The organism is Pseudomonas sp. BNK-15, from assembly GCF_047456105.1.
Taxonomy (GTDB): domain Bacteria; phylum Pseudomonadota; class Gammaproteobacteria; order Pseudomonadales; family Pseudomonadaceae; genus Aquipseudomonas; species Aquipseudomonas putida_E.
This window is the reverse complement of record NZ_CP179898.1, coordinates 2,803,432-2,819,730: the sequence shown is the minus strand read 5'-3', so window position 1 is coordinate 2,819,730 and position 16,299 is coordinate 2,803,432. Positions and strand designations below refer to the sequence as shown.

The 16,299-nt window shown below is 62.4% G+C and carries 15 protein-coding genes; 8 read left to right on the top strand and 7 right to left on the bottom strand.

Features of this window, described 5'->3' with window-relative positions; all coding sequences use genetic code 11:
• Nucleotide 1: 1 nt before the first annotated feature.
• Nucleotides 2-1,369, bottom strand: a complete 1,368-nt coding sequence (radA, locus tag ACMGF5_RS12830) for a DNA repair protein RadA (protein WP_042111159.1) — start codon at nucleotides 1,367-1,369, stop codon at nucleotides 2-4.
• 176 nt (nucleotides 1,370-1,545) lie between these two features.
• Between radA and mscL the strand changes: the two genes are divergently transcribed.
• Nucleotides 1,546-1,965 carry a large-conductance mechanosensitive channel protein MscL gene (gene mscL / locus ACMGF5_RS12825; RefSeq protein ID WP_012312722.1) on the top strand — a complete coding sequence of 140 codons (420 nt, stop codon included), beginning with the start codon at nucleotides 1,546-1,548 and terminating at the stop codon, nucleotides 1,963-1,965.
• Between the two features lie 62 nt (nucleotides 1,966-2,027).
• On the opposite strand, the gene ACMGF5_RS12820 is transcribed toward mscL, so the two are convergent.
• Nucleotides 2,028-2,804, bottom strand: a complete 777-nt coding sequence (locus ACMGF5_RS12820; protein ID WP_115273571.1) for a ferredoxin--NADP reductase — start codon at nucleotides 2,802-2,804, stop codon at nucleotides 2,028-2,030.
• A 212-nt stretch (nucleotides 2,805-3,016) separates the two neighbouring features.
• Between ACMGF5_RS12820 and ACMGF5_RS12815 the strand changes: the two genes are divergently transcribed.
• Together ACMGF5_RS12815 and ACMGF5_RS12810 are read left to right on the top strand one after the other, a co-directional pair.
• Nucleotides 3,017-3,727 (top strand): autoinducer binding domain-containing protein, encoded by a 711-nt coding sequence (locus ACMGF5_RS12815; RefSeq protein ID WP_237860172.1) that lies wholly within the window; start codon nucleotides 3,017-3,019, stop codon nucleotides 3,725-3,727.
• A gap of 92 nt (nucleotides 3,728-3,819) precedes the next feature.
• Nucleotides 3,820-4,944, top strand: a complete 1,125-nt coding sequence (locus ACMGF5_RS12810; protein WP_414157837.1) for a methyltransferase — start codon at nucleotides 3,820-3,822, stop codon at nucleotides 4,942-4,944.
• A 32-nt stretch (nucleotides 4,945-4,976) separates the two neighbouring features.
• On the opposite strand, the gene ACMGF5_RS12805 is transcribed toward ACMGF5_RS12810, so the two are convergent.
• From ACMGF5_RS12805 to ACMGF5_RS12795, 3 genes are read right to left on the bottom strand one after another with little or no spacing between them, the layout of a single operon-like run.
• Nucleotides 4,977-5,132, bottom strand: a complete 156-nt coding sequence (locus ACMGF5_RS12805; protein ID WP_080765861.1) for a DUF2474 domain-containing protein — start codon at nucleotides 5,130-5,132, stop codon at nucleotides 4,977-4,979.
• A gap of 8 nt (nucleotides 5,133-5,140) precedes the next feature.
• Nucleotides 5,141-6,148: a cytochrome d ubiquinol oxidase subunit II gene (cydB, locus tag ACMGF5_RS12800; protein WP_012312717.1), complete on the bottom strand. Its 1,008-nt coding sequence runs from the start codon at nucleotides 6,146-6,148 to the stop codon at nucleotides 5,141-5,143.
• 3 nt (nucleotides 6,149-6,151) lie between these two features.
• Nucleotides 6,152-7,588, bottom strand: coding sequence for a cytochrome ubiquinol oxidase subunit I (locus ACMGF5_RS12795; RefSeq protein WP_046784713.1), 1,437 nt, complete (start codon nucleotides 7,586-7,588; stop codon nucleotides 6,152-6,154).
• 346 nt (nucleotides 7,589-7,934) lie between these two features.
• Here ACMGF5_RS12795 and ACMGF5_RS12790 point away from each other — a divergent pair, with 346 nt between their 5' ends.
• The 3 genes from ACMGF5_RS12790 (at nucleotide 7,935) to trmA (ending at nucleotide 11,687) form a co-directional block, all read left to right on the top strand.
• On the top strand, nucleotides 7,935-9,155 hold the full coding sequence (locus tag ACMGF5_RS12790) for an MFS transporter (protein ID WP_125923832.1): 1,221 nt from the start codon (nucleotides 7,935-7,937) through the stop codon (nucleotides 9,153-9,155).
• 154 nt (nucleotides 9,156-9,309) lie between these two features.
• Nucleotides 9,310-10,605: an NCS2 family permease gene (locus ACMGF5_RS12785; RefSeq protein ID WP_046784711.1), complete on the top strand. Its 1,296-nt coding sequence runs from the start codon at nucleotides 9,310-9,312 to the stop codon at nucleotides 10,603-10,605.
• Nucleotides 10,602-11,687, top strand: a complete 1,086-nt coding sequence (trmA, locus tag ACMGF5_RS12780; protein WP_414157836.1) for a tRNA (uridine(54)-C5)-methyltransferase TrmA — start codon at nucleotides 10,602-10,604, stop codon at nucleotides 11,685-11,687. The genes ACMGF5_RS12785 and trmA overlap by 4 nt, the downstream gene beginning before the upstream one ends.
• A gap of 38 nt (nucleotides 11,688-11,725) precedes the next feature.
• Here the strand turns inward: trmA and pcaG are convergent, their stop codons facing one another.
• Both pcaG and pcaH read right to left on the bottom strand, forming a co-directional pair.
• Entirely contained in the window at nucleotides 11,726-12,331 is a 606-nt protein-coding gene (gene pcaG, locus ACMGF5_RS12775) for a protocatechuate 3,4-dioxygenase subunit alpha (protein WP_046784709.1), read from the bottom strand.
• A 10-nt stretch (nucleotides 12,332-12,341) separates the two neighbouring features.
• A complete protein-coding gene (pcaH, locus tag ACMGF5_RS12770; RefSeq protein WP_046784708.1) occupies nucleotides 12,342-13,061 on the bottom strand; it encodes a protocatechuate 3,4-dioxygenase subunit beta in 720 nt (239 codons plus the stop codon).
• Nucleotides 13,062-13,249: 188 nt separating this feature from the next.
• Between pcaH and ACMGF5_RS12765 the strand changes: the two genes are divergently transcribed.
• Both ACMGF5_RS12765 and ACMGF5_RS12760 read left to right on the top strand, forming a co-directional pair.
• Nucleotides 13,250-14,134 (top strand): neutral zinc metallopeptidase, encoded by an 885-nt coding sequence (locus tag ACMGF5_RS12765; RefSeq protein ID WP_046784707.1) that lies wholly within the window; start codon nucleotides 13,250-13,252, stop codon nucleotides 14,132-14,134.
• 187 nt (nucleotides 14,135-14,321) lie between these two features.
• Entirely contained in the window at nucleotides 14,322-16,241 is a 1,920-nt protein-coding gene (locus tag ACMGF5_RS12760) for a methyl-accepting chemotaxis protein (RefSeq protein ID WP_414157835.1), read from the top strand.
• The last annotated feature ends 58 nt before the right edge of the window (nucleotides 16,242-16,299 follow it).

The following is a 16,299-nucleotide window of genomic DNA, read 5'->3' as shown; positions in this document are numbered from 1 at the left end:
CTTATTCGAACAAGGCGTCCAGAGCCTGTTCCAGCCGGGTTACGGCGATCACCTGCAACCCCGCCGGTGATTCCTTCGGTGCGTTGCCCTTGGGCACGATGGCCCGCTTGAAGCCATGTTTTGCCGCTTCTTTGAGGCGCTCCTGGCCACTGGGAACCGGCCGCACCTCGCCCGACAAACCAATCTCGCCAAATACCAGCAGCCCGTGGGCCAATGGCCGGTTGCGCAGGCTGGACATCACCGCAGCCAACAAGGCCAGGTCCGACGCGGTTTCAAGGACCTTCACCCCGCCGACGACATTGAGAAACACGTCCTGGTCATGGGTGGGAATACCACCATGGCGGTGCAGCACCGCCAGCAACATGGCCAGCCGGTTCTGGTCCAGGCCCAGGGTGACACGCCGCGGGTTGGCCAGGTGGCTGTCATCGACCAGTGCCTGTACCTCTACCAGCATCGGCCGGGTACCTTCCCACGTGGCCATGACCACGCTGCCCGGTACTTCTTCCTGAGCCCGGTTGAGGAAGATCGCCGATGGGTTGGAAACCTCTTTGAGCCCACGGTCGGTCATACCGAAGACCCCCAGTTCATTGACCGCACCGAAGCGGTTCTTCACCGCGCGCAGCAAGCGCAAGCGGCCATCGGACTCGCCCTCGAAATACAACACGGTGTCGACCATGTGCTCCAGCACCCGCGGGCCTGCCAGCGAGCCTTCCTTGGTGACATGGCCGACCAAGAAGATCGCCGTGCCACTCTGCTTGGCGTAGCGCACCAGCAATGCCGCACTTTCGCGCACCTGGGCGACACCGCCGGGCGCTGATTGCAATTGCTCGGTGAAGATGGTCTGGATCGAATCGATGACCATGACCCGGGGCTTTTCCTGGCGCGCGGTGGCAATGATCGTTTCGATACAGGTCTCGGTCATCACTTTGAGCTGGTCCTGGGGCAGCCCCAGGCGGCGTGAGCGCATGGCCACCTGCTGCTGCGACTCTTCGCCGGTGACATACAGCGCCGGCATGCCCACGGCGATATTGCACAAGGTCTGCAGCAGAATGGTCGATTTGCCGATGCCCGGGTCACCGCCGATCAACACCACCGAACCGTCGACCAGGCCGCCGCCCAGCACACGATCGAGTTCGGTGCTGCTGGTGGTGAACCGCGGAATCTCCTCGACGCTGACTTCGGCCAGGGTCTTGATCTGCGCCTGTTGCCCGGTCCAGCCGGCGCGACCGCTGGGTGCCGCCGCACCGCCGCTCTCGATCATGGTTTCGACCAGGGTGTTCCACGCCCCGCATTCGCCACACTGGCCGGCCCATTTGGGAAAGGTAGCGCCGCACTCGGTGCAGCCATACAAGCGCTTGGCCTTGGCCATGGGCAGGGTCTCCTGGAAAAATCGCCATGATAGCCGACGCAGACGTGTCTCGAGCGCGTCGGCATGCGACAAAACTATTCGTTCCAAGCGCAGTCACTACCCGTGAACGGCACGCATGAAGCGATGCAGTGGCTTACACTGCGTAAACATCACCATTTGTCACAAGGGAATCGAACATGGGAATGATCAGTGAGTTCAAGGCCTTCGCGGTCAAGGGCAATGTCGTCGACATGGCAGTCGGTATCATTATCGGCGCTGCATTCGGCAAGATAGTCTCCTCATTCGTCGGCGATATCATCATGCCGCCACTGGGGATATTGATCGGAGGCGTGGACTTCAGTGACCTGGCCATTACCTTGAAGGCGGCTGAGGGCGATATACCGGCCGTGGTGCTGGCCTACGGCAAGTTCATCCAGACCGTGATCGACTTCGTGATCGTGGCCTTCGCCATCTTCATGGGTGTCAAGGCGATCAACCGCCTGAAACGCGAAGAGGCCGTTGCGCCAAGCGCCCCGCCGACCCCGACCCCTCAGGAAACGCTGCTGACCGAGATTCGTGACCTGCTCAAGTCGCAGAACCAGAATCGCCTGCCTTGAAAAGTGGCAAGCTGCAAGCGTAAGGCCGCTCAAGGGCAGCACTTGTAGCTTGCAGCTTGCAGCTACCAGTAGTTCTCCACCGCCACCTGCCCAGGCCGCTTGCTCAAGCTCAACTGCAGGTCACGCGCCTTGAGCACCTTGCGGGTCTCATCGATCATTTGCGGGTTGCCGCAAAGCATGATCCGTGAGTGCTCAGGCGACAGTTCCAGCCCCGCCGCCTTTTCCAGCTCGCCATTCTCGATCAGTGTAGTGATGCGTGCATTCAGCGCGTCCGGATACTGCTCACGGGTAACCACGGGAATGAATTGCAGCTTGCCTGCAAACTCTGCCAGGTAATCACGCTGTTCAAGCCCGGCAATGTCATCCACATAGGCCAGCTCCTTGGCCTCGCGTACCGAATACACCAGTTTGATGTTGTCGAAACGCTCCCAGGCCTCGAAGTCCTGCAGGATCGACATGAACGGCGCAATGCCGGTACCGGTCGCCAACAGCCACAGGTCACGGCCACCGACGAAGCGATCAAGGGTCAGGTAGCCAAATGCCTGGCGGTCGATCAGCAGTGAATCACCCTCGCCAAGGCGGCTGAGCTCGCTGGTGAACTCCCCGCCCGGGACCACGATGGAGAAGAAGTCTAAATACTCGTCATGCGGCGCACTGACCATCGAGTAAGCACGCCAGACCACGCTGCCATCGGCCTTGGTCACGCCAAGCCGGGCGAATTGCCCGGCCCGAAAGCGAAACCCCGGATCGCGAGTCACCCGCAGGCTGAACAGGCCAGGCGTCAGTGGCTGGACGTCCAGCAAGGTCTGGCGGGTAAACTTTTCGGCACTGGCGGTCATGACGGGCTCCGTGAATAGCGTGCGCACAGTGTCGCGCAAAGCGGCCAGGATAAAAACCGTTCGATTGTAGGGTCACAGGCCACGGCCTGGCTGCTGTCCTGGAATGATGAGACATTCTTAACAAAAAAATCCCAACAAAACGCTCGGTCTTTTCCTACAATCCCACCGGTATGCAAACGGATTGGGTCCTCTGGACGCAAGGGAGAGGGTTGATGCCTCACTGGAATCACGAGCATTTAGACCGCTTGGTCAACGAAAGTACCCCGCAAAAGGTGTTCGACCTCGCGGTTCACCTGGCACAGGACCTGGGCATGGAGTTCATGGGGCTCAAGCTTCGCATTCAGCTTGCAGCCCAGGCACCCAGGCTCTACCTGTACAGTAACTACCCGCTTGCCTGGATCGAGCGTTATCAACGCGACGAGTTCTACAAGCAGGACCCGGCAGCAGCACTCAGTCACACGTCGACCGAGCCTGTACTGTGGACCGATGAGTTGTATCGCGAAGCCCCGGATTTTCGTGAGCAGGCCTGCAAACATGGCCTGCGCCACGGCTGGACTCAGTCGCTGCATGACCTCAGGCACAACGAGACTCAGGTCAGTGTGGCAAGGCCCTGTGGCAAGATCGACATCCATGAGCTGTACGACAAGGCCGGCCAAGTGCAATGGCTGTGCCATACGCTGCATGACACCATTTGTGAGCATCACCTGGCCAAGTTGAGTTCGCCGCTGAAGATGAGCGACCGCGAACTCGAGGTGCTGAAATGGTCGGCCGCCGGCAAGACCGCCGCCGACGTTGCCTGCATTCTGTCCCTGTCGCAAAGCACGGTGAACTTCCATATCCGCAGCGTAATCACCAAGACCAACGCCTCCAACAAGGCCGGCGCCGTCGCCATTGCCATGATGCGTGGCCTGATCGATCAGTAGCACGGCCTGCGACCAGCAGCAAAGCGCTGTAGAATCGCTACCAAAGCCCGTGACGATCCGTGACGGGCAGATCCGTGCCCGAGCCAGATGCCATGCCCCTGTTGACCACCCCCTACGCCGAACTCGACCTGATCCGCCAGCCGGACCAGGCCAACGACCCGTTGCAGGCCTTTGATGCCGCCGATGAATACCTGCTCGAGCAGTTGCATGCTCAGCAGCTGGCAGCCGAGAGCAGAGTGCTGGTACTAAATGACAGCTTCGGCGCACTGGCCGCCAGCCTGATCGACCACGTGTCAGTGGTCAGCAGTGGCGACTCGCACCTGGCCCACATGGCCCTGGAAAAAAACCTCGCACGCAACGGCAAGGCTTTCGACAGCGTGCCCTTCGTGCCCGCCAGCGAGCACTGGCAGGGGCACTTCGATCGCGTACTGGTGCGCGTGCCCAAAACCCTTGCACTGCTCGAAGAGCAACTGATCCGGTTGCAAGGCCACCTGGCCCCAGGCGCCCAGGTCATCGCTGCGGCCATGATCAAACACTTGCCACGGGCTGCGGGTGATCTGCTGGAGAAGTACATCGGCCCGGTACAAGCTTCGCTGGCACAAAAAAAAGCGCGCCTGCTGACGGCCACCTTCGCCCAGCGCCCTGCCGCCAGCTCCCCGTACCCGACCCGCTACCGCCTCGACTCACCTGCGCTCGAACTGCTCAACCATGCCAACGTATTCTGCCGCGACGGCCTGGACATCGGCACGCGGGCCTTCCTCCCACACCTGCCACACGACTTGGGCAATGTACGTGTCGCCGACCTGGGTTGCGGCAACGGCGTGCTGGCCATCGCCAGCGCGCTGGCCAACCCCCAGGCGCACTACACACTGGTGGATGAATCGTACATGGCGGTGCAGTCGGCGCAGGAAAACTGGCAGGCTGCGCTGGGCGATCGCGCGGTGACGGTAGTGGCAGGCGATGGCCTGGCGGGGGTGGAAAAGCAGTCGCTGGATGTGGTGCTGTGCAACCCGCCGTTCCATCAACAGCAGGTGGTGGGCGACTTCCTTGCCTGGCGCATGTTCCAGCAGGCGCGTGAGGCATTGGTGGTCGGCGGTGCGTTGTATATCGTCGGTAATCGCCACTTGGGCTATCACAGCAAGCTGGCGCGCCTGTTCCGGGGAGTTGAACAGGTGGCCGCGACGCCGAAGTTCGTGATCCTCAAAGCCCGCAAGTGAAGCGGGGGCTGCTCAGGGCAGCCCCACGCCCATCAATGCGTGGTCAGCCCCGCCGCGCTCATGAACAGCCGCATCACATAGGCCGCCACGCCCAGGGCGGCCACGCTCAAAGCCCAGATCAGCAACAACCAGCCCAGGCGTTGCCACAGGGGTTTCTTCTCTTCAAGGCCATGTTTGCCAGCCATGATGGGCCCTCCTAGTGATAGCCGTCTTCGTGGGTGACCTTGCCGCGGAACACGTAATAGCTCCAGAAGGTATACCCCAGGATGAATGGCAGGATGAACAATGTGCCGACCAGCATGAAGCCCTGGCTCTGTGGCGGCGCAGCTGCATCCCAGATCGAGATCGACGGCGGGATGATATACGGCCAGAGGCTGATGCCCAGGCCGCTGTAGCCAAGGAAGATCAGCACCAACGTCAGCAAAAACGGGGTGTAGTTGGCACTGCGCGCCACTGCCTTGAACAAACCGTAGAACGTTACCAGCACGAGAAGCGGTACCGGCATGAACCAGATCAGGTTGGGCATGCTGAACCAGCGATCGGCAATCTGTGGGTAAGCGATCGGCGTCCACAAGCTGACGATGCCGATCACCACCAGCAACACCAGGGCCAGCGGCCGGCCGAGCTTGTGCATCTGCGCTTGCAGAGGCCCCTCGGTCTTCATGATCAGCCAGGTGCACCCGAGCAAAGTGTACGCGACGATCAGGCCCAGGCCACTGAACAGGCTGAACGGGGTCAGCCAGTCGAGCGTGCCGCCGGCGTAATGCCGGTCCACTACCTTGAAGCCCTCGATGAATGCCCCCAACGCGACCCCCTGGAAGAAAGTCGCCACCAGTGAACCGCCGATGAACGCCTTGTCCCAGATGTGGCGCTTGTCGTCCTTGGCCTTGAAACGGAACTCGAAGGCCACTCCGCGGAAGATCAGGCCGATCAGCATGAGGATCAGCGGCAGATAAAGCGCTTCGAGCACCACCGAATAGGCCATCGGGAAGGCCCCGAACAAACCGGCGCCGCCCAGGACCAGCCAGGTTTCGTTACCGTCCCATACGGGGGCGACGGTGTTCATCATCACATCCCGGTCCTGCTCAGCCTTGACGAAGGGGAAGAGCATGCCGATGCCCAGATCGAACCCGTCCATCACCACGTACATCATGACACCGAAGATGATGATCACGGCCCAGATCAGCGGAAGGTCGATACCCATGGCTCAGTTCTCCTTGCTCAGGCTGGGGGCAGTGGCCTTGCGGCCTTCATCGGCGGCGGAAAGCGGCCGTGCCGGCGTGCGTTTCTGGCCGGGACCGCCAGGGGTGTGCTCGTCGCCCTCGCCCGTTTTCGGCCCTTTGCGCACAAGGCGCATCATGTAGCCCAGGCCAGTGCCGAACAGCGCGAAGTACACCACCACGAATGCAATCAGGGTAAAGCCCAGCTGGGCGTAGCTATGGTTGGAGACACCCTCCGAGGTACGCATCAGGCCGTACACCACCCACGGCTGGCGGCCGATCTCGGTGGTGAACCAGCCGGCAAGAATGGCGATCAGGCCCGATGGGCCCATCCACAGTGTCAGGTACAGGAACGGGCGTGAAGTGTAGAGGGTGCCGCGTTTGCGCAGCCAGAGGCTCCACAGGCCAACGAAGATCATCAGGAAGCCAAGCCCGACCATGACCCGGAACGACCAGAAGACAATGGTCGAATTGGGACGGTCCTCGGGCGGAAACTCCTTCATCGCCGGCACTTGCTTATCCAGGCTGTGGGTAAGGATCAGGCTACCGAGCGCCGGGATTTCGACCTTGAAGCGGGTGGTTTCGGCTTCCATGTCCGGGATGCCGAACAGGATCAGCGGGGTCGGCTCGCCAGGAACGTTCTCCCAGTGGCCTTCGATTGCGGCAATCTTCACCGGCTGATGCTTGAGGGTGTTAAGCCCGTGGAAATCACCGATCACAGCCTGGATGGGGGCGACGATCAGCGCCATCCACATGGCCATCGACAGCATCTTGCGCACCGCCGGGTTATCGCGCCCGCGCAGCAGGTGCCAGGCCGCCGAGGCACCAACGAAGAAGGCTGTGGCAACGAACGCGGCGGTGGCCATGTGCATCAGGCGGTAGGGGAACGACGGGTTGAAGATGATCGCCAGCCAGTCCACCGGGACGACCCGACCGTCGATGATCTCGTGGCCTTGCGGGGTCTGCATCCAGCTGTTGGACGCCAGGATCCAGAAGGTCGACACCAGCGTACCCAATGCCACCATCACGGTGGAGAAGAAATGCAGGCCGCGGCCCACGCGGTTCCAGCCAAACAGCATGACGCCGAGGAAGCCCGCCTCGAGGAAGAACGCGGTCAGCACCTCATAAGTGAGCAGGGGGCCCGTGACAGCGCCGGCGAAGTCGGAAAAACGACTCCAGTTGGTACCGAACTGGTAGGCCATGACCAGGCCGGAAACCACCCCCATACCGAAGTTGACGGCGAAGATCTTCGACCAGAAATGGTAAAGGTCACGGTAGACCTGCTCATGGGTCCTCAGCCAAAGGCCTTCGAGAACCGCCAGGTAACTCGCAAGGCCAATGGTGATGGCCGGGAACAGGATGTGGAACGACACGGTAAAGGCAAACTGAATTCGGGCGAGCTCGAGGGCTTCTATTCCGAACATGGTGCTTCCTCTTCAGGTAATCCGGCTTCCGGGCTCGTGGCCCGTCGCCCACTGCCCCCGCGTTAGTGTCGAGTGCGGCACGTTGGAATTGTTCTGTTCGATCGCAGGGATTTCGGCCCACTGGCCAAATCGTTGTTTCTGGAACGATTGATCCAGATCAACGATTGATAGCAAGCATAGTCCCGAATGGCCCGGCAGGCGGTGCGGTTGTTTGCCGCGTGACCGGTTGCCCCACGCCCTTCCAGAGCCGAAGAAACCGTGTCGACAACGGCAAACAGTAACCGTTTGTTACAAACAGATGATAATCTGCCGCCCCCCTCTACTGCGCCGAGGCCACAGGTTTCCGATGTCCGATTCCGCACCGCAGTTGTTGCGCCATCACCGCCCTTTCATTGCCTTCTGGCTGGCCCGGGTGTTCACCGCCAGCGGTTTTCAGATGCTTACCGTTGCTATTGGCTGGCACCTCTACCAATTGACCGGCAATGTGCTCGACCTGGGCCTGGTTGGCCTCGTCGAATTCGCGCCGCGGGTGCTGTTCATGCTGCACACCGGGCACGTCGCCGACCGCTATGACCGGCGCAAGGTCGCGGCCCTGTGCCAGACGCTGCAGGGGTTGATCGCCCTGGTGCTGGCCTTGGGCAGCGCCACCGACAACGTCAGCCGCGAACTGATCTTCGCCCTCGCCTTCCTGCTCGGAGCCACCCGCTCGTTCGAAATGCCCGCCACCCAGGCGCTGCTGCCCAATGTGGTGCCGCCCGGGCTGTTTCCTCGGGCCGTAGCGGCCTCAGCCTCGGCCACCCAGGCGGCGACCATCGTCGCCCCGGCCGTGGGTGGGCTCCTGTATGCCTTCGGCAGTACCTGGGTGTATGGCCCGACCGTGGCCCTGTATGCCATTGCCTGCCTGCTTATGCTGACCCTGGATTCGCGCCAGCAAGTGCCGCAACGCGGTCGCGCCAGCCTGGAGTCGCTACTGGCAGGCGTGCGTTTCATCCGCAGCCGGCCAGACATTCTCGGGGCGATTTCCCTCGACCTGTTCGCCGTGCTGCTGGGTGGCGCCACCGCGCTGCTACCAGTGTTCGCCAAGGATATCCTGCTCACCGGCCCTTGGGGCCTGGGCCTGTTGCGGTCGGCGCCAGCGGTGGGCGCGCTGTTGATGTCGTTCTGGCTGGCGCGCTTCCCGGTGGAGCGCAAGGTCGGCCGCACCATGTTCACCGCAGTCGGGGTGTTCGGCGTGGCCACCATCGCCTTTGGCCTGTCGACCTCATTCTGGTTCTCGCTGGCGGTACTGGTAGTGCTGGGTGCAGCAGACATGATCAGCATGGTGATACGCGGTGCGTTCGTGCAACTGGAGACGCCGGATGAGATGCGGGGCCGGGTAAGCGCGGTCAACGGCCTGTTCATCGGTGCCTCCAATCAGCTCGGTGAATTCGAATCGGGGGTCACGGCGCACTGGTTCGGCACGGTGCCGGCGGTGGTGCTGGGGGGCGTCGGCACCTTGGTGGTGACCGGAGTGTGGATAAAGTTGTTCCCGACACTGGCCACGCGGGATCGGTTGCACAATGGTTGACGGGGGCCTGAACGGCCATAGGCCCCTGCCAGCCATGCTGGTATGATGCGCGGCTTTTTTCCTCCCCACGCAAAACCACGGCAGCCGTTACGGTCTGTGCTTTGCTGATGGGGTCGATACATTCACGGCGCCGGGGGCGCCTCGGGGAGCGGGCATGCTGGAAAGGCTGTTTCAACTAAGAGCACACAACACCAACGTGCGCACCGAGATTCTTGCGGGCGTCACCACCTTCCTGGCCATGGCCTACATCCTGTTCGTCAACCCGAGCATTCTTGGCGAAACCGGCATGGACAAGGGCGCGATCTTCGTCGCCACCTGCCTGGCTGCCGCCATCGGCTCGGCGACCATGGGCCTGATCGCCAACTACCCCATCGCCTTGGCGCCGGGCATGGGCTTGAACGCGTTCTTCACCTACACCGTGGTCCTGCACATGGGGCACACTTGGCAGGTCGCGTTGGGCGCGGTGTTCCTCTCGGCGGTGATGTTCTTCCTGCTGTCGATCTTCCGCATCCGCGAGTGGATCGTAAACAGCATCCCGCTGCCGCTGCGCTCGGCCATTGCCGCGGGCATTGGCCTGTTTCTGGCGCTCATCGCCCTGCATAACGCCGGCATCGTCGTCGATAACCCGGCCACCCTGGTGGGCATGGGCGACCTCAAGCAGCCGTCGGTGATCCTTGCCACGCTGGGCTTCTTCCTGATCGTGGGCCTTGAAGCGCTCAAGGTGCGCGGCGCGGTGCTGATCGGCATTCTCGCCGTGACGGTCGCTGCGATCGCCATGGGCGTCACGCCGTTCGGCGGTATCGTGTCGATGCCCCCTTCGCTGGCACCGACCTTCCTGCAGCTGGACATCGCCGGGGCACTCGACGTAGGCCTGGTCAGCGTGATCTTCGCTTTCCTGTTCGTCGACCTGTTCGACAACTCCGGCACCCTGATCGCCGTGGCCAAGCGCGCCGGCCTGATGGGCAAGGACGGCCACATGCCGAAGATGGGCCGTGCCCTGATCGCCGACAGCACTGCGGCCATGGCCGGTTCGCTGCTGGGCACCTCGACCACCACAAGCTACATCGAGTCGGCAGCAGGCGTGAGCGCCGGTGGCCGCACCGGCCTGACCGCCATCGTGGTGGCCGTGCTGTTCCTGCTGGCGCTGTTCTTCGCCCCGCTGGCCGGTAGCGTACCGGCCTTTGCCACCGCACCGGCGCTGCTGTTCGTCGCCGTGCTGATGGCTTCGGGCCTGGCGGAAATAAACTGGGACGACGTGACCGAGGCCGCACCGGTGGTGGTCACCGCCCTGGCCATGCCGCTGACCTACTCGATCGCCAACGGCATCGCCTTCGGCTTCATCTGCTGGACCGCCGTCAAGCTGATTTCCGGCCGCCGCCGCGACCTGAACCCGGCACTGGTGATCCTTTCCATCCTGTTCGTCATCAAGCTGGGCTGGTTCAACGCATGAGTGCTGCCTTCGACCCTAGCGCCTACGACGCGCAACTGCAGGCCAAGGTTACCCGCCTGCGCGAGCTGCTGGCCCCCTTCGGTGCGCCGCAGCCCGCTGTGTTCGACTCGCCGCGCGAGCATTACCGCTTGCGTGCCGAGTTTCGCCTGTGGCGCGAGGATGGCCAGCGCCACTATGCGATGTTCGCCCCGGGCGAGAAGCACAAGGCCATCCTGATCGACGATTTCCCCATCGCCAGCGAGCGCATCAACGCATTGATGCCGCGCCTCAAGGCTGCCTGGCAGGCCAGTGAAGAACTGAGCAATCGGCTGTTCCAGGTGGAGTTCCTCACCACCCTTGCCGGCGATGCGATGGTCACGATGTGCTACCACCGCCCGCTGGACGAGGCCTGGGAAGTGGCAGCACGGCAACTGGCCGAAGAGCTGGGCGTGAGCCTGATCGGCCGCTCCAAGGGCAAGCGGCTGGTCATCGGCCGTGATTACGCCATGGAAAAACTCGATGTGGCTGGCCGGGTGTTCAGCTATCGCCAGCCGGAAGGCGCATTCACCCAGCCCAATGGCGCGGTTAATCAAAAGATGCTGAGCTGGGCGTACGACGCCATCGGCGAGCGCGATGACGACCTGCTGGAACTGTACTGCGGTAACGGCAATTTCACCCTGCCGTTGGCCACCCGCGTACGCCAAGTGCTGGCCACCGAGATCAGCAAGACCTCGGTCAACGCCGCCCTGAGCAACCTCGAAGAGAACGCGGTGAATAACGTGCGCTTGGTGCGCCTGTCAGCGGAAGAGCTGACCCAGGCGCTGAACGAGGTTCGTCCGTTCCGCCGGCTGGAAGGGATCGACCTGAAGAGTTATGCGTTCGGGACCGTGTTCGTCGACCCACCGCGCGCGGGGATGGACCCGGATACTTGCGAGCTGACACGGCGTTTTGAACGGATTCTGTATATCTCGTGCAATCCAGAAACGCTGGCGGCCAACATCGAGCAGTTGCAGGACACGCACCGCATCGAACGCTGTGCGTTGTTTGACCAGTTCCCGTATACCCACCACATGGAAAGTGGGGTATTGCTGGTTCGGCGCTGATTGACGGAAATTGGGGCTGCTTTGCAGCCCCAATACACTCAGAAGTCGAAGAAGACCGTCTCCCCTTCCCCCTGAACACGGATATCGAAACGGTACGCCGTCTTGCCATCCACCTCGCAACGCTTGGCAATCAAGGTTTCACGGCGCTGCGGCTGCTCGATCAGGTTGAGCACCGGGCACTTGGCGTTCGCTTCGGCCTCATCATCGAAATACAGCCGCGTGTGCAAGTGGATGTTGATGCCGCGAGCAAACAGGCTGATGTTGATGTGCGGGGCCATCGGCACACCGGCAGCGTTGTTCACCACACCGGGCTTGACGGTCTGCACGGTCCACTCACCGGCATCGAAGGTGGTGGCAGTACGACCGAAGCTGTTGAAGGCGTTTTCCAGGTTGTAGTCATCCTGGTACTGGCCATTGGCATCGGCTTGCCAGAGTTCCAGGAATGAATCGCGCACCAGGTGGCCGTTGCCGTCATACACCTGGCCGATCAGCAGGATGTGTTCACCCGGTGCCTGCGGCTTAGCCAGACGGTTCCAGATTTCCTGATCACGGGTAGGGTTACCGGCCGCTTCCAGGGCCAGGCCGATGTGCACGTAGGGGCCGGCGGTCTGCGAGGGGGTTTCCGGCAGCAGTTCGATTGGCATGGCGGGGTCCTCAGCAGTTTTCGAAGTGGGTTTTGCGCTGGCCGCGCAGCACGATGTCGAAGCGGTACGCCAGGCAATCCATGGGGTTGGCGTTGCTCATGTCGAGCTTGGCGATCAGTTGCTGCACCGCTTCTGGGTTGGCGATCGACTTGACGATCGGGCACATCGGGATCAGCGGGTCGCCCTCGAAGTACAGCTGGGTGATCAGCTTGGTGGCGATCGACGGGCCGCTGACAGCGACGTGGATGTGCGCCGGGCGCCAGTCGTTCGGGCCGTTGCGCCATGGGTATGGGCCGGGCTTGATGGTGCGGAAGCTGTAGTAGCCTTCACTGTCGGTCAGGCAGCGGCCGACACCACCGAAATTCGGGTCCAGCGGGGCCAGGTAGCGGTCGTTCTTGTGGCGGTAACGGCCGCCGGCGTTGGCCTGCCAGATCTCTACCAAGGTATTGGGCACTGGCTTGCCGTACTGGTCGACGACACGGCCAGCAACGATGATGCGCTCACCAATCGGCAGGCCGCCGTTGTTGAAGTTCAGCAGCAGGTCATGGTCGTGGGCGCCGAAGCCCAGGTGGGTGAAGTCCGGGCCGGTGGTTTCGCTGATCGACTGCGGGATGCTGACCAATGCCTGGCGCGGCGAGCGGGCAATGGAAGTCTTGTAGTCGGGGGTCAGGGCCTTGGGGTGCCAGTTGCGATCACGGATCACGAAGCGGCTGTTGTCCTGGGCGGGCATGCCGTTTTCCTCTCTTGGAGTTATCAAAGCGCCTGTGGTTCGCAGGCGGACTTGCAGTTTCGGATAGGTCGCCCCAGATGAATATTGAATTCCGCCGACCGTTACTTAACCAAATGGTTATGCATTAGTACCTTTGGCTGGCGTGAACTAACCTTTGTCTTCATGTTTCAGGCTCTGGAGTGCACTTCATGGAATGGCGAAAAGGCCGTCGTAGCGACAATGTGGTCGATGCCCGTGGCCAAGGCGGCGGCGGTGGTGGCATGCGCTTTGGCGGCGGCAAGGGCCTGGGGCTCGGGGCCATCCTGCTGATCGTCGGCATCGGTTGGCTCACTGGCCAGGACCCGCTGCAGATCCTCGGCCAGCTCACTGGCCAGATGGAGCAGCAGCAAGCCCCAAGCGGTGCGGGCAACAAGGCCCCAGCGGCCAACGACGAGCAGGCCCAGTTCGTCGCCTCGATCCTGGGCGACACCGAAGACACCTGGAAGGCTCTGTTCTCGCAGGCTGGCAAGCAGTATCGCGACCCTAAGCTGGTGCTGTTCAGCGGCCAGGTGAATTCCGCCTGCGGCTTCGCTTCAGCGGCGGTGGGGCCGTTCTACTGCCCGGCCGACCAGCGGGTGTACCTGGACATGTCGTTCTTCCGTGAAATGGAAACCCGCTTCGCCGCCGCAGGCGACTTCGCCCAGGCCTACGTGATCGCCCACGAGATCGGCCACCACGTGCAAACCTTGCTTGGCGTGTCGGCCAAGGTCGATGCCGCGCGCCGTGCAGGCCAGCGCCTGGAGGGTGACAATGGCTTGCTGGTGCGCCAGGAATTGCAGGCCGACTGCCTGGCCGGTGTATGGGCTTACCAGGCGCAGCAACGCCTGAACTGGCTGGAGCCAGGGGATGTCGAGGAAGCACTCAATGCTGCCAATGCCATCGGTGATGACCGACTGCAGCAAAAGGGCCAGGGGCGCGTGGTACCTGACTCCTTTACCCACGGCACCTCGGCGCAGCGGGTGCGTTGGTTCAAGGCCGGGTTTGCCCAGGGCGATGTGAACAGCTGCGACACGTTCAGTGCGCGAAGCCTTTGAAATTTCAAGGGGTCCCTGCGCGCGGCAAGCCCGCTGCCGCGCGTGGTGTTGCAATTGAGCTGAAAAAGCGTTTCAGCTTCCCCGCCATTTGCCGATAACCCCTGCACGATTCAGCGGGCATCCAGAACAACAACGCCTCGCGATCGAACATTGATCAAGTGAGCGAAATCATTTCTGGAGAGCGTGCATGAACAGCTGGTTTGCCAACATCAGCGTCAACCTCAAACTCGGCCTGGGCTTCGGCCTGGTGCTGGTCCTCACCGGCCTGCTGGCCCTGACCGGCTGGAACAGCCTGGGCAGCCTCATCGACCGCAGCAACTGGATGGGCGATATCGGCAAGCTCAACAAAGACCTGACCGACCTGCGCGTGGCGCGCCTGCAGTACATGATCGCCAATGGCGACGATGCTGCCGCAGCCAACACCCAGGCCAAGCTGGATGCCTTCAGCAAGCAGCAACAATACCTGGTCAGTACTTTCAAGAGCCCGGAAAACGTCAAGCTGCTCAAAGAACTGGGCCAGACCATCAGCGAGTACGAGGTTTCGCTGAACAAGATGCGTGCCGGCTACAAAGGCTCGCTGGCTGCACGTGACGCGATGAATGTATCGGCCGCCAAAGCCGACGAGGCCATGGAAGTTCTTGGCCAGGACGTCATGGGCCGCCCCGAAGCCGATAGCGTGCGCCTGGCGCAATACCAACTGATCAGCAAGGCGCGCCAGCAACTGCTGCAAGTGCGAGTGGATGTGCGCGGTTACATTGCCGACAACTCTGCGGCCAACGAACAGGCCGCCCTGCGCCAGCTGGAGTCGGCGCTTGCCGAGATCGACAACCTGAAGCGTCAGCTGCCTGCCGAAGCCACGCGCGTGCAGCAGTTGGAGCAATCGATACAGGCCTACCGCGAGGCCGTGCGCCAGTTCCGCGATGCAGTCGCCGACATCACCACCGCCCGTGCAGAGATGACCGTGCAGGGCGGCGATATCGTCAAGCGCAGCGACGCGCTGTACAAGATCCAGATCGACCGCCGCGACGCCGAGAGCGCCCAGGCGCGCAGCCTGCAGACCATCGCCACGTTGCTGGCCCTGCTGGTCGGTGTACTGGCGGCGGTGCTGATCACCCGCCAGATCACCCGCCCGCTGCATGACACGCTGCAAGCGGTGGAGCGCATCGCTGGTGGCGACCTCACCCACGACCTGCGTGTTACCCGTCGCGACGAAATCGGCGTGCTGCAGCAGGGCATCGCCCGCATGGGCACCACCCTGCGCGAGCTCATCACCGGCATCCGCGACGGTGTCACGCAGATCGCCAGCGCCGCTGAGGAACTGTCGGCGGTCACCGAGCAGACCAGCGCTGGCGCAAACAGCCAGAAGGTCGAAACCGACCAGGTCGCTACCGCCATGCACGAAATGGCCGCGACCGTTCAGGAAGTGGCGCGCAATGCCGAGCAGGCTTCGCACGCAGCGACCGGCGCCGATGACGAAGCACGCGCAGGTGATCGCGTGGTCGGTGAAGCGATCAGCCAGATCGAACGCCTGGCCGAGGAAGTGCACCGCTCCACCGAAGCCATGAACCTGCTGCAGCAAGAAAGCCAGAAAATCGGCAGTGTCATGGATGTGATCAAGTCGGTAGCCGAACAGACCAACCTGCTGGCGCTCAACGCTGCCATCGAAGCCGCCCGTGCCGGTGAGGCTGGCCGTGGCTTTGCCGTGGTCGCCGACGAGGTACGTGGTTTGGCCCAGCGTACGCAGAAATCCACCGAAGAGATCGAAGAATTGGTGGCTGGCCTGCAACATGGCACCCAGCAAGTGGCCAACGCCATGCAAGGCAGCCGCACCCTGACCGACAGCAGTGTCGAACTGGCGCGCAAAGCCGGCACTTCGCTGGAAAACATCACCAGCACGGTGTCGAGCATCCAGTCGATGAACCAGCAGATTGCCGCGGCAGCCGAGCAGCAGAGTGCGGTGGCTGAGGAGATCAGCCGCAGCATCCTGAATGTGCGCGATGTGTCGGAGCAGACCGCAGCGGCCAGTGATGAGACCGCGGCGTCCAGTGTCGAGCTGGCGCGCCTGGGTGGGCACCTGCAGACGCTGGTCAGCCAGTTCCGCGTCTGACCTCGTACTTTAGGGCCGCTTTGCGGCCCATTGTCGGCAAGCCGGCTCCATCAGGGAT